Source organism: Acinetobacter sp. F9 (assembly GCF_019195275.1).
Lineage (GTDB): Bacteria > Pseudomonadota > Gammaproteobacteria > Pseudomonadales > Moraxellaceae > Acinetobacter > Acinetobacter pseudolwoffii.
This window is the reverse complement of record NZ_CP078068.1, coordinates 2,700,371-2,712,611: the sequence shown is the minus strand read 5'-3', so window position 1 is coordinate 2,712,611 and position 12,241 is coordinate 2,700,371. Positions and strand designations below refer to the sequence as shown.

The window sequence follows — 12,241 nt, the reverse complement described above, 5'->3', positions numbered from 1 at the left end:
GGCTAATATACTATAAGCAATGAAAAATGCAAAAAAACTAGACTTTTTGATGACCGTCTAAAAAGCGATCCACACAATAACTGATGTATTTGTCGATTTCCTGATCATCTTCTTGTATGGAAATTCCCATCAGGATGCGCCATTCCAGATTACGCAAAATACCAAAATATAGCTGAGCCGAATATTGCGGATTTTCACAATGCAATAAGCCTTGTGCATCTGCCTGTTCTAATGCAGTGGCAATCGCACTCTGGACATGTACAGGACCGTGTTCATGAATATGCTGAGCCAGTTCTGGATTACGCTGACTCTGTTCCAGAACCAGACGCATGAAGGCTGAGTTTTCAGGTTGCATGATCTGATGATAAAAATTCAGCAAGGTGTGAACCAGATAACTACGAAAATCCAGTGCCATCAGTTCGATCGGAATGCTGATATCTTCAAAAAACTTGATACGACGATAATCACAGATGGCTTTAAACAAGCCTTCTTTATTGCCAAAGTACTTATAAATGGAGGCTTTGGAGCCACCTGCATGCTGAACAATATCATCGAGAGACACAGCATCATAACCCCGTTCCAGAAACAGCTCGGTTGCACTGTTCAGCAGCGCAATACAGCGCTCATGACCACGTTTGGTCTGCGGCAGGTCTTTGGCGAGCGGTTCTAGGACGAGGTCTTGCATAGGAGATAATACATCAACATGTCAATAAAGATTGAAACGCCATCATAGCAAATATATGTACATATTTCATAATTGCACCGCATAAGCGCAGTATTTGCCGGATTAGGTAAAGTAAAACTTAAAAATTTGACTAAAGTTTTAGAGTATTTGTTCTATCAGATTGTGGAATGAGCAAGCCAAATGAGTATACTCGAGTTTCAATAATTATAGCCAAGACTGTGGAAAAGGAAGATGACAGAACAAATGTCTGCAGGTCTAAGATTTAGACAAGCACTTGAAGTCGAGAAACCATTGCAAATTATGGGTACGGTAAATGCCTATGCTGCCATGATGGCCAAACAAGTCGGTTATAAAGCCATTTATTTATCAGGTGCGGGTGTCGCGAATTATTCTTATGGTTTGCCTGACCTGGGCATGACCAGTCTGGATAATGTTCTGGAAGATGTACGCAGGATTACAGAACGTGTTGATACACCTTTATTGGTCGACATCGATACCGGTTGGGGCGGCGCATTAAATATTGCCCGCACGATCAAACAGATGATTGCAGCTGGTGCAGCCGCGGTGCATATTGAAGATCAGGTGGCACAAAAGCGTTGTGGTCATCGTCCAAATAAAGAAATTGTGTCACAGCAGGAAATGGTCGATCGTATTAAAGCGGCAGTCGATGCGAAAACCGATGCAAACTTTGTGGTCATGGCGCGTACCGATGCGCTACAAAAAGAAGGCCTGCAAGCGGTGATTGATCGTGCTTGTGCCTGTGTTGAAGCGGGTGCAGATGCAATTTTTGCCGAAGCGATGACCGATATCACCATGTATCGCACCGTATGCGATGCAGTGGGTGTGCCAGTCTTGGCAAATATTACCGAATTTGGTGATACACCCTATTATACGGTAAATGAGTTGGCAGAGCAGGGTATTGGCATGGTGCTGTATCCATTATCAGCGACACGTGCCATGCAAAAGGCAGCCCTTGAAGTGATGCGTTCGGTGCGTAAACACGGCACTCAGGTGAATGTGCTGGATATTATGCAGCAACGCAAAGAACTCTACGAATTTTTAGATTATCACAGCTTCGAAGACACATTAGATAAACTGTTTAAACAGGAGAATTAAAAAAATGGCTGAAGGAAAAGTACTCACCGGCGCAGGATTGCGTGGACAAGTGGCAGGGAAAACTTCACTCTCAACTGTAGGCAAAAGTGGCGCAGGTCTGACCTATCGCGGTTATGACGTGCAGGATCTGGCTGAACATTGCCAGTTTGAAGAAGTGGCTTATCTGATTTTCTTTGGCGAACTGCCAACTTCAGAGCAGTTAGTTGCCTATAAAGCCAAATTAAAATCTTTGCGCACGCTACCTCAAGCCTTAAAGGAAGTGCTAGAGCGGATTCCTGCCGATTCTCATCCGATGGATGTAATGCGTACTGGCGTATCGATGCTGGGCAATCTTGAAACTGAACTGTCTTTTGAACAGCAACAGGATATTGCAGACCGTATTCTTGCCACTTTACCGGCAATTATCTGTTACTGGTATCGTTATAGCCATGACGGCGTACGTATTGAAGAAAATACGGATGATGATTCAATCGGTGCACAGTTCCTGCATTTATTACGTGGCGAAAAGCCAAATCAACTGCATGAACAGGTGATGAATGTCTCTTTGATTCTATATGCAGAGCATGAATTTAATGCTTCGACTTTTACCGCTCGTGTATGTGCATCGACTTTATCTGACATGCATTCTTGTATTACCGGTGCAATCGGTTCCTTGCGTGGCCCTCTACATGGCGGTGCTAACGAAGCTGCAATGGATATGATCGAAAACTGGACCTCGCCTGAAGAAGCTGAACGTGAAATGCTGGGCATGCTGGAACGTAAAGAAAAAATTATGGGCTTCGGTCATGCGATTTATAAAGACAATGATCCGCGTAATGGCATCATCAAAATCTGGTCTGAGCGTTTAGCCAAAGATGTCGGTGATACGGTACTTTATCCGGTCTCAGTGCGCTGCGAAGAAGTGATGTGGCGTGAGAAGAAATTATTCTGTAATGCCGATTTCTTCCATGCTTCGGCTTATCACTTTATGGGCATTCCAACCAAGCTGTTTACCCCGATTTTTGTCATGTCACGTGTCACAGGTTGGGCAGCACATGTGATGGAACAGCGTGCAGACAACCGTATTATCCGTCCAAGCGCGGATTATACTGGGCCGGAACTGCGTAAAGTAGTACCGATCGCCGAGCGTTCTACAGCGGCTTAATATTTATTAATATCTTGAATAAAAAATAAGGTCTCAATCGAGACCTTATTTTTTATCGACTTAACAGGACTGGATCTTCAATGCTATAGCCTGTTTCAAAAGGAATCCCCAGATACTTGACTGTCACCAGCGTTTTATTCTGTTTAGGAACTTTATAGGCCTGACTAATTTTTAGACCTTGCTGATAACTGACCGCTTGATGGGTCGGACTTTTTTGTGAGCCAGATTTGACTTGATATTGATAAGTCCATTTTGGCACTTTTTCTTGTGGATCGTACCAGGCAGCTGCCGTCCCTGTTGTGGTTTTTAAAATTTTAAGTTGTGCCTTTGAACTTTGAATCGGACTCAGTGGAACTAAACGTTTTTTGATTTTGGCAATGTCCTGATCAAACTTGCGACTGTCTTGGTCATAATCAATACGTTTGGTTTTTGGATTGATATATAAGGAGTTGACCTGAATCAACTGATTCGGTTTTGCGGATTTAAAATTATAATAATACAGCTGTGGCAAGCGCCCACGACCATCAAGGTAATGACGCATGACATAGAGCTTTTGCTCTTTGACTTCATAGCCTAGAATTTCAATATTTTGTGGGCCACCGACCGTAGCAAAAGCCAGACTCGGCAAGCCAAGAGGGAGCAGAAACAGCGCAGTTTTAATATTCATGGTTATTCTACCCGCAAAAAATAGATTAGCATTTGATCATGCTAATCTATCTTAAAATACAGTAGAAATAATGAAGCTTGTTGCGGCGTAATTATAAAACTAGATTAATGATTGAGTAGATTAATCATATCGTGTGCAACCACGGCAGACAGTTTATTCAGACGTTCGAGTGGAGTACCTTTCAAATAATACTGGAATTGATGCACTTGAGTACCATCATTAATTGCTACAAAAAAAGTCCCTTCCGGTTTCTCTGGTGTCGCACTACCACCGGGTTTAAGCAAACCTGTACAGGCAATAATCCAGTCTGCATCCCGGAACATCTTTTTACCCGCTTCTGCCAAGGCAACAGTAACTGGCATGGATTCGGCAGTGTAACTATTGATCAAAGTCTGGGGAATGTTTAATACCGAAGTTTTTACACCAACATCGTAGCAGACCAATCCGCCAGCCAGAATTTCGGCGCCGTCACTTTTACAGATGGAAAACTGGCTACATAGATATCCAGAGCTCGCACTTTCAATAAAGGCAATTTTTATATTTTTCTCTTCGAGTAAGTTGCAACAGGTCTTTATCATAGTCTCTATATTTTCTTTATGATCCGAGTGGTTTTAGCTTAATTTAGACAGATTTTTTCTGTCGTTCAACTCCGAGTATATTTATATTTTTATGAAAGTTAAAATTTTTCATGGATTAGTACAATTTGATACTGATTTGATCACAAAACCTGAGTGGTTAAAGCTTAGACTATTTTTTCAAATAGAGGTTTCTTCTCAAGCTGAACAGTGGTAAAAATAAAAATAAAGTGCTTAGTGAAAGTAGGGCGTTAGAATGAAAACCACAGTAAAATATGTAGTCTTAAAAAGTCTTGACTACCAATTGGGTACACCATTATTTCAGGAAGAAATTGATGCTGATGGTCAATATTTTGATCAGATTCCAAGCACGATTTCTTATCAGAATTTACAGTTCAAAGTAAAAAGCAAAGAGCTTAAACGTTTACATCTGGCTGAAGAGCAGGAAGATACCCAAACGATTATTGTTAAAGTTGTGAATATCTAAGATAAACCTTAAAGTGAATAAGCCTCTTTTTTTAAGAGGCTTATTATTTGGCTAACATTAAGTTAATAAAAGCTTTTTAAAAATAAAAAATTACCAAAATTAATGTCAGTCTGATTGATAAATATCTTTTATTAAAGTCAAGATAAATTGGAAACAACTTAGTCGTTATACGTGATTCAATGTTACGTATCGTATATTCGTTTATTAAAAAACTGTTTAGAACAATTACCTTTTGCATGTTTTATTCCATTTTTAAAAATATTAATACTTAGGCTGAGTTATTGAATTTAATCATAAATATCATGAGCATAGGTTTTTAATATATTTTACTTGATAATATATTGTTATTTTTTAAAATATTTTAAATGTCTTTTTTATATATTTTACTCAGGTTAAGTTATTCCTTTTATTGAATAATAAAAATTTCGAAACATATTATCTTTCATCATGTGTCTATTTTATTGGATAAAGTAATTTATGTTGCTTATTAATCTTGATTTCAACTACTTGGCTTGCCATTTTTTACATTGAATTAATCTGTAACAGGTTATAGGTTGGAGAATTCTGAAAAATGCGTAGAGTAGATATTAAGTCGAAACTCTATCGGCTTTTAATTAATTTAAAGCAAATAGTAAGGAGTTACACCATGGCTAATAATCAACAGCAAGACCAACAGAAACAGCAACAACAGCAAGACCAACAGAAACAGCAACAACAGCAAAACCAACAAGGCACGCAAGATCAACAGCGTCAGCAAAACAACCAGCAAAACCCAAACCAGCAACAACAGCAGCCACAGCGTAATCAGCAAAAAAACCAGCAATCTCAACAAGATCTGGAATAATCAACAGAACTAGCAGCCATAATAGAATTAACTAGCAGCGTGGGTATGATTCATAAGATCTGCCAAAACTGTAGCGTTAATTCTGTTTAAGCTGTACGTTCATAAAAAAACCGCCTGAATCAGGCGGTTTTTTTAGGGTAAAAATTTGGTTATAGACGTTAATCAGTATGAATTAACACTGGATATTGGCTTTCTGCTTATAAAAGCTTAAGGCATTGTCTAAATCTGTAAGCAGTCCTTTTTCTGTATATTCCTGAGGCATAAGTTTTAATAAAGCCGGCATATAACGAGTTTTATATTCTTTAGGATATTGTTCACAGAGTATGCGTGTTCTTTCTTCTGGACTAATACTGGAAGAATCTAGTTTGTCCAGATAAGCACTGAGTTGATTATCTGATTGTTCAAATTGGGCTTTGAGGGCTTGATCAGGTTCCGCTGAACTGTCGGCTTGCTGCTTTTGGCAGCCACTTATTGTCAGACTTATCAATAAAGTAATCAGTATACGATTTATCATGATGTCAAAATCTTGTTATTTGTCATATCAAAAATTATAGAGAGAAATAGCCAAAAAGAAAGCAGTCATCTACCAACTTTAGAAGAAGTCAAAAATTCCTGATATTCACATACAGTACAGCAACAGGGAATTTTATCCTAAAAAATGAACAAATTTATTGTTATGCATATTGATCTAAAGTGTCCATCTGTTTTCTCTTAAGCATAAAATTTAACGAATAAAATATATTTTGCCTAAATTAAAGCCATTCAATTAAGAAAAGTAACGCTTATTGCACATTTAGAAACATAGCCTCTATATATCACACACAGATTGACTGCTGGGCCAGTGATATCTTGGCTTCATTCCAAGAACTTAATGAAAATAATTAGAAAATCAGCACATTATAAAGCCTGCTTAATTTAGGAGAGTTAAGCAGGCTTTTTCTTGTTTATAAACACGGATTGCTCAATGAGAGCTTTTTACTTTAATTATTCTCTTTCACATAAGTTTTCATATACAACATAAAGCCTGAAAATTCTCTCAAGAGTGAAACATGAATAGATGGTATTTATATATCTCTTTTTATAAAAAGACAGGGCAAAGCTATGATGAGATGTATATGTGCATTTGGCATGGGCGTGATGATAGGTTGTTGTTTTAAATCTTGCAAAGAAAAAATGTGTCATATGATGGGCAATGATCATTGTAAGAAGGATCAAAAGACTAAAAGTGAAGAGCCTGCACGAACTTAAATACCAGAAACTTAACTTTGCTTAAATTGTGAAATGTATTCAGGCGGTTAAGTTATTACTCAGGTCGTGATCCGATTATTCCGTATCGAGTTATTGAGTCTTAAAATCAATACAAGCTTAATCACTGATTAAGCTTGTTACATTCAGGAGAAAAGCATGATCCAGTTTATATTTTGTTTATTTGGCCTTCATGGTGCGACTGAAATCAATTACACCTGTGATCATGAAGAGGTGAAAGAGTGTCGTGATTGCTTGAAAGATATTGAATAATGTTCCAATTCACCGGATGTATTAATGAAGCTCAATCCCCGTTCAATCATCACTTGGCGGGGGTTTTGTTTGTGGGTGAAATTTTTATAATAAAAATCCAAGATAACGATTGAACTCAACTGGATTTAAATGATACGGGTCACAATCTATACTTTATAAGATTATGATTTAAATAGGATTACATGACGATAAATGATTAAAATTGAGAACTAAAATAGTCGGATAAGAATATATTGCAAAATGCGATAATTTATATATACTAGAAATATAGCAAAATGCGATAAAATATATGCATGTGATCACCCACGCTCGAATTCTTGAAGCAACGCAAAAGTGGCCACAGGCTGGAACGGCATTAGATGGTTGGTATCGACTGATGAAGGCCAATCATCCTAAGGATTTTGCTGAAATGAAGAGACTCTTTCCAGCAGTAGATAAGGTTGGAAAGTTTCATGTATTCGATATCGGTGGAAACAAGATTCGGCTGATTGCTGTGGTGATGTATCAGGCAAAACGCGTTTATATTCGCCATGTCTTGTCTCACCATGAATATGATAAAGGTCATTGGAAGGAAGGTTAGAATGAATGCAATGATTAAACAGGCCGTTGATCACTGGCGTTATGTTGCACCATTGCTCAGCAAGCCGGAAAATGAGGATGACTTTCATACACTAACTGAAGCCCTAGATGAGCTTTTGGACATTGTCGGTGATGATGAATCACATCCTTTAATGGGGCTTATTCATCAACTGGGTGATCTGGTTTCGGCGTATGAGCATGAACATCTACCCATGCCAGAAGGTGATGGACGAACGGCCTTGGCCTTGTTGATGGAGCAACACGGGCTTAGTCAAGCAGACTTGTCTGATGTCGCGACACAATCAGTAATTTCAGAAATATTGAATGGCAAACGTCAGCTGAATATCCGTCATATCAAGGCCTTGTCTGAGCGCTTTGATGTATCGGCAGATACTTTCTTTTAATCGATGCCCGCCTAAGCTGATATTTCCATGCTGTGCTGTCTAATCAGGTAGCGCTGCTCATTTGATTATTTAAATTTCAAGTGTCGTGAAAGGTGAGAGCGCCTCCAGAAAAGTTTGCTTTTCTAAAAAGTGAATGTGAAACATAAATAATATTGATGTTTAGGATCAGATGTCATATTTATTTCTTAATGGATCGATAAAGGAGATACACATGACCAATAAATCAGAGCAAGAATCAAATCCGCAAAAAGAATCTAATGATGATAAAGGCAATCAGGATTCGTATAAGGGCGTGAAGCCAGAGAAAAAACCCAATGCAGAACCGGAAAATCCATTGAGAGAACAAAAATAGCTCTTTCACATTTTAAAAGCCCTAACTTGCTTTAGGGCTTTTAGTTTTTCGACAACCGGTGATCTCTGGGTTTCGCTCTAAACTCATCTCTCATTTCAAAGAAAAACTCATGAGCTTGTTCATGATCGCAGCATAACCAATCATGGCGTGATTCTTCAGGAATCACAATAATCGAGCGCTTCTCGTCATCTGGATGGTGGAACTGTTTCATCAATAGGTGTTGATCGGAATTTATAGTCAGCATCGAAAATGATCTGATTTTTTCACCCTCAATGAGCACATCATCATAAATGGCTGCAACGGTAAAAGGGTTGCCATCTTCACGTGAAATACCAAACCAGTGCGGTTTTCCATCGATATATTTAGGTTCATAGAAAGTATCCACGGGCACTAAAGCAAACTGGTTGTTTTTCCAGGCATGTCGAAAACTTGGCTTGGACGCTATTGTTTCAGTTCGGGCATTGTAAGTATGTCGACCATATTTTAATTCTTTCGCCCAAAAGGGAATCAGTCCGAAACGTGCAATATCTAACTCAAACCCCTCAGCACCTCGCATCATGATAGGAGCAGGTGCTAAGGGGTAAACATGTGATTTCATGTTCAATTCAAGTTGTTCTGCATGAAGATCTAATAAAGAGAGCTGACTTTTTGAGGGGAATTCATAGTTTGAACACATGACCGACCTCTTTGCTTAGCATTCTGATCTGCGATAACAATTAAACTATAAGAATGATGACCTCAAAACAATTCGAAATCGTAAATGTAGTTGGGTCTGGAAACGGAATTTTTATGGTGAATATGAATGTAATTTTTCGCCAATGGATGAAAAATAATCTTCGATAAAATGAGCGCCCAGATTCCATTGCTATAGTTTTATTTCCAGTTTTGCCTCCTTTGCCTGAAGGAGCTATCTTTTGCGCAGAAAGGTCATGCTGCATTTTATCTTTTGTTTATTCGGTCTTCATGGTGTCACAGAAATCGAATGCCAAGCGGATGGTAAAGAAGTGAAAGTATGTCGTGACTGCTTGAAAGAAGAAAGAGTTACATAAACGGTAAGAAAAGCTTAAACATTCTTATCACTATTAATTCAGAATAGGCATTCACAATAAAACTCATAATTTTAGAGAATATAGAATGCCTAGAAATAATTATTTACCCGCTCTAGAACAAGTTTATGAGTTTTTAAAAGAACGTCCTGGCTTTAAAGAGAAAAGTGAGTTTGATAAGTCAGTAGAGTATTTTAGAACGCTGCACGAAGGAGAGCCTCAGGAATTTAAAGTCCAAGCATTCCATAACATTAGTGGTAAATTTGGAAATAAAGAAATACTGAGCATAAGTTCTGCACCTAAATTTACGGATAAAAACAGCTTCCTTAATTGGGTTGATATGCACATCAACAATTAGGTTTTGACGTTAGAACAGCTTATCCAATGGTCAGCTTTGTTATTTTCTACCCATACATTAATTAACATGGAGTACAAAAAACACTCTAAATTGGGTTGGAAAACTACACATTTGAATGCTAATTTTTGTATTCAAATCTGACAGTTAATGAGGTGAGCAATGAAGTTGTTGACTTTGTTTGGTGTAGGCGTAGCCGCAAGCTATTGTTATAAATCTATGAAAAATGGCAAGCTCGCTCTTTCCAGACCAAATTTTGATGAAAGTGTAAAACAATTTGTACTGCAAGAATTCGCAGCTTCGTAAGAATAAGATCTATTGGATTAAAGAGCTCATCATAGGATGGGCTTTTTTATTTCTCAGGCTTTTATGGAAAATGTTTATCTTTTGAATGCAAAAAGCCTATCAGGGAGATAGGCTTCTTTTATTAATTCAACATAATATTATGAGTTTTTCTTATCCGCCTGATTTTTTTGATCATTTTGCTCTTTGGTTATAGGAGCTGGCTCTCCTTGATTCGGTTTTTGCTCTTGCTCATTTGGCTTAGGTTTGTTCTCAGTCGCATTATTAGAAAATTGATTGAAAGACGCTTTTTGAGCAGTATTTGTATTAACTAACATAAGTTTCTCAATTTTAATTGTCGAAGATTCGACCTGCCTAGAGTGGCATATTAAAAGCACTTACAATGAGATGATTTAGAGATGCGAGTGTAGCGATATGTAGGATTTCGAGATTTATATCTTATTTATATTTCGGCATATTTTTGAATTATGGTGCAGGTAGATGATTTGTCTACTAAAGTGCGAAGTCAGTGGAATTATCGGATATTGCTTCGATACCTAAACTCCACAATGAGTATTTTAGTTCTAAAAATAGGCCTCTTAAATAGAGGATTGAAGATTTTAAATCAGTGGCTTAGCTATTTGGAGAGAAGATTTAAAGCGTGTTTTTATTTCAAAAGTATTCAATATTCCCGTAACTTTGCTTTATTAAGTATCAAAGGTGAATTGAAATAACTCCTTCTTAAAAATATTCCCATTTTTATCCGAGGTTGCTCTATAAAAATAGATTCATGTTTTACGCATTGTAAATGCCTTTCAATATTGATTTTTTACTTTAGCCACATTTAGCCATAAACTTACGAAAATTTCGTGTCTTAGGGTGCACTCTACAAATTTTTTTAAAATATATTTTCTGTGGATTTGTAGACCTTTGAACAGCAAGTAAGGGCAATTCAATGCAATATGACGCAACTATTAGTATTTATAAGCCATTGAAGATGCAAGGGAATACAATTTAATGCAAGCACTTGCAATCAGTACCAGACTGGGAGGATTCTATTTTTTCTACTATGCGATTGTGGGCGCATTCATGCCGTTCTGGAGTCTGTATCTGGAAGATCAAGGCTTTAACTATCAGGAAATCGGTATTTTATCTTCTATTGCGATTCTCACTCGGTTTTTTGCGCCTTTTATTTGGGGCTGGATTGCAGATAAATCTGGTAAGCGCATGTTGCTGGTACGGATTGCCACCTGGATGGAAGCCTGTATCTGGTTGATGATGTTTATCATTCCTAACAGCTTTCAGTCAGTGGCTTTACTGATGCTGATTTTCAGCTTTTTTCAAAATGCGATTTTGGCACAATTTGAAGGCGTGACTCTATTCTGGCTCGGGGAAAAAAGAGCAGAACTTTATGGCAAAGTCCGGAAATGGGGTTCGGTTGGATTTATTATCGGTGTATTCGGCTTGGGCGCCATCTTTGAAATTATCAGCATTAGCATGCTTCCAGTTTTATTGCTGTGTATTTCATTTCTGGCTTTTCTCTGGTCTTTTAGCATTAAAGAACCTACGGCGGCGCCTACTGCACAGAAAAAGCTGGAAGCCCTCTGGCCGATTTTCAAGCGCCCGGTTGTATACAGTTTTTTTCTGATTGAACTGATCATGCTGTTTTCACATGCGCCGTTTTATAGTTTTTATAGTAATTATCTTAGTCAGGCGGGATTTAGTAGCAGTCAGATCGGATTGCTTTGGTCCATTGGGGTTATTGCCGAAATTATTATGTTTGCTTATGCTACCTTCTTTCTGACACGCTGGTCATGGCGTCATTTGGTGATACTTTGCCTGTTGATGACTGGCTTAAGATGGCTGATTGTAGGCGTATTTCCATCTGCATTTGTGGCACAATTTTTTGCCCAAACGATTCATGCCTTGAGTTTTGGTTTATTTCACATGATCGCCATGCGGGTTATTTTCCAGAATTTCTCTGCTGCACAGCAAGGCCGTGGACAGGCTTTATATAGCACCATGTGGGGCTTAGGCGTAGCAAGTGGCAGCATTCTGGCGGGCTATTATTGGGATAAAATTGGCGGAGAAACCATCTTTATGTTTGCCGCCGCATCGACTTTGTTTGGTTTGTTATTGATTTTTGGGTTGCCCAATAAAGTTGAGCAATCAAAGATATCTTCATGA

Annotated in this window: 15 protein-coding genes; 9 read left to right on the top strand and 6 right to left on the bottom strand. The window is 38.2% G+C overall.

Annotated features, from left to right (window positions below):
• Positions 1-37 precede the first annotated feature (37 nt).
• A complete protein-coding gene (locus KT990_RS12945; RefSeq protein WP_005171084.1) occupies positions 38-685 on the bottom strand; it encodes a TetR/AcrR family transcriptional regulator in 648 nt (215 codons plus the stop codon).
• 231 nt (positions 686-916) lie between these two features.
• On the opposite strand from KT990_RS12945, the gene prpB reads away from it, so the two are divergent.
• Both prpB and prpC read left to right on the top strand, forming a co-directional pair.
• A complete protein-coding gene (prpB, locus tag KT990_RS12940) occupies positions 917-1,801 on the top strand; it encodes a methylisocitrate lyase (protein ID WP_218208893.1) in 885 nt (294 codons plus the stop codon).
• Between the two features lie 4 nt (positions 1,802-1,805).
• Positions 1,806-2,945, top strand: coding sequence for a bifunctional 2-methylcitrate synthase/citrate synthase (prpC, locus tag KT990_RS12935; RefSeq protein ID WP_159138138.1), 1,140 nt, complete (start codon positions 1,806-1,808; stop codon positions 2,943-2,945).
• A gap of 52 nt (positions 2,946-2,997) precedes the next feature.
• Here prpC and KT990_RS12930 read toward each other — a convergent pair whose 3' ends face one another.
• On the bottom strand, positions 2,998-3,618 hold the full coding sequence (locus tag KT990_RS12930; protein WP_218209387.1) for an aminotransferase: 621 nt from the start codon (positions 3,616-3,618) through the stop codon (positions 2,998-3,000).
• A gap of 98 nt (positions 3,619-3,716) precedes the next feature.
• Positions 3,717-4,190, bottom strand: a complete 474-nt coding sequence (locus tag KT990_RS12925) for a CinA family protein (protein WP_005171076.1) — start codon at positions 4,188-4,190, stop codon at positions 3,717-3,719.
• A gap of 253 nt (positions 4,191-4,443) precedes the next feature.
• On the opposite strand from KT990_RS12925, the gene KT990_RS12920 reads away from it, so the two are divergent.
• Both KT990_RS12920 and KT990_RS12915 read left to right on the top strand, forming a co-directional pair.
• Entirely contained in the window at positions 4,444-4,674 is a 231-nt protein-coding gene (locus tag KT990_RS12920) for a hypothetical protein (protein ID WP_004280185.1), read from the top strand.
• A gap of 646 nt (positions 4,675-5,320) precedes the next feature.
• A complete protein-coding gene (locus tag KT990_RS12915; protein ID WP_218208892.1) occupies positions 5,321-5,518 on the top strand; it encodes a hypothetical protein in 198 nt (65 codons plus the stop codon).
• A 172-nt stretch (positions 5,519-5,690) separates the two neighbouring features.
• Here KT990_RS12915 and KT990_RS12910 read toward each other — a convergent pair whose 3' ends face one another.
• Positions 5,691-6,032, bottom strand: a complete 342-nt coding sequence (locus KT990_RS12910) for a hypothetical protein (RefSeq protein ID WP_005096809.1) — start codon at positions 6,030-6,032, stop codon at positions 5,691-5,693.
• Positions 6,033-7,325: 1,293 nt separating this feature from the next.
• Here KT990_RS12910 and KT990_RS12905 point away from each other — a divergent pair.
• From KT990_RS12905 to KT990_RS12895, 3 genes are all read left to right on the top strand, one after another.
• The gene (locus KT990_RS12905) at positions 7,326-7,616 is read left to right on the top strand and encodes a type II toxin-antitoxin system HigB family toxin (protein WP_005096812.1); all 291 of its coding nucleotides are present in this window, start codon (positions 7,326-7,328) and stop codon (positions 7,614-7,616) included.
• A 1-nt stretch (position 7,617) separates the two neighbouring features.
• Positions 7,618-8,019 carry a helix-turn-helix domain-containing protein gene (locus KT990_RS12900; protein ID WP_005096813.1) on the top strand — a complete coding sequence of 134 codons (402 nt, stop codon included), beginning with the start codon at positions 7,618-7,620 and terminating at the stop codon, positions 8,017-8,019.
• 211 nt (positions 8,020-8,230) lie between these two features.
• Entirely contained in the window at positions 8,231-8,371 is a 141-nt protein-coding gene (locus KT990_RS12895) for a hypothetical protein (protein WP_005096816.1), read from the top strand.
• A 40-nt stretch (positions 8,372-8,411) separates the two neighbouring features.
• Here the strand turns inward: KT990_RS12895 and KT990_RS12890 are convergent, their stop codons facing one another.
• Entirely contained in the window at positions 8,412-9,047 is a 636-nt protein-coding gene (locus KT990_RS12890) for an SOS response-associated peptidase (RefSeq protein ID WP_074382826.1), read from the bottom strand.
• A gap of 458 nt (positions 9,048-9,505) precedes the next feature.
• Between KT990_RS12890 and KT990_RS12885 the strand changes: the two genes are divergently transcribed.
• The gene (locus tag KT990_RS12885; RefSeq protein WP_074382825.1) at positions 9,506-9,775 is read left to right on the top strand and encodes a hypothetical protein; all 270 of its coding nucleotides are present in this window, start codon (positions 9,506-9,508) and stop codon (positions 9,773-9,775) included.
• 440 nt (positions 9,776-10,215) lie between these two features.
• Here the strand turns inward: KT990_RS12885 and KT990_RS12880 are convergent, their stop codons facing one another.
• The gene (locus KT990_RS12880; protein WP_005096822.1) at positions 10,216-10,392 is read right to left on the bottom strand and encodes a hypothetical protein; all 177 of its coding nucleotides are present in this window, start codon (positions 10,390-10,392) and stop codon (positions 10,216-10,218) included.
• Between the two features lie 679 nt (positions 10,393-11,071).
• Here KT990_RS12880 and KT990_RS12875 point away from each other — a divergent pair.
• Entirely contained in the window at positions 11,072-12,241 is a 1,170-nt protein-coding gene (locus tag KT990_RS12875; RefSeq protein WP_180000457.1) for an MFS transporter, read from the top strand.

What these genes read in the sequence shown, in the direction of transcription:
- KT990_RS12945 (WP_005171084.1), bottom strand. Translation starts at nt 685, where the DNA reads ATGCAAGACCTCGTCCTAGAACCGCTCGCCAAAGACCTGCCGCAGACC.
- prpB (WP_218208893.1), top strand. Translation starts at nt 917, where the DNA reads ATGACAGAACAAATGTCTGCAGGTCTAAGATTTAGACAAGCACTTGAA.
- prpC (WP_159138138.1), top strand. Translation starts at nt 1,806, where the DNA reads ATGGCTGAAGGAAAAGTACTCACCGGCGCAGGATTGCGTGGACAAGTG.
- KT990_RS12925 (WP_005171076.1), bottom strand. Translation starts at nt 4,190, where the DNA reads ATGATAAAGACCTGTTGCAACTTACTCGAAGAGAAAAATATAAAAATT.
- KT990_RS12920 (WP_004280185.1), top strand. Translation starts at nt 4,444, where the DNA reads ATGAAAACCACAGTAAAATATGTAGTCTTAAAAAGTCTTGACTACCAA.
- KT990_RS12915 (WP_218208892.1), top strand. Translation starts at nt 5,321, where the DNA reads ATGGCTAATAATCAACAGCAAGACCAACAGAAACAGCAACAACAGCAA.
- KT990_RS12910 (WP_005096809.1), bottom strand. Translation starts at nt 6,032, where the DNA reads ATGATAAATCGTATACTGATTACTTTATTGATAAGTCTGACAATAAGT.
- KT990_RS12905 (WP_005096812.1), top strand. Translation starts at nt 7,326, where the DNA reads ATGCATGTGATCACCCACGCTCGAATTCTTGAAGCAACGCAAAAGTGG.
- KT990_RS12900 (WP_005096813.1), top strand. Translation starts at nt 7,618, where the DNA reads ATGAATGCAATGATTAAACAGGCCGTTGATCACTGGCGTTATGTTGCA.
- KT990_RS12895 (WP_005096816.1), top strand. Translation starts at nt 8,231, where the DNA reads ATGACCAATAAATCAGAGCAAGAATCAAATCCGCAAAAAGAATCTAAT.
- KT990_RS12890 (WP_074382826.1), bottom strand. Translation starts at nt 9,047, where the DNA reads ATGTGTTCAAACTATGAATTCCCCTCAAAAAGTCAGCTCTCTTTATTA.
- KT990_RS12885 (WP_074382825.1), top strand. Translation starts at nt 9,506, where the DNA reads ATGCCTAGAAATAATTATTTACCCGCTCTAGAACAAGTTTATGAGTTT.
- KT990_RS12880 (WP_005096822.1), bottom strand. Translation starts at nt 10,392, where the DNA reads ATGTTAGTTAATACAAATACTGCTCAAAAAGCGTCTTTCAATCAATTT.
- KT990_RS12875 (WP_180000457.1), top strand. Translation starts at nt 11,072, where the DNA reads ATGCAAGCACTTGCAATCAGTACCAGACTGGGAGGATTCTATTTTTTC.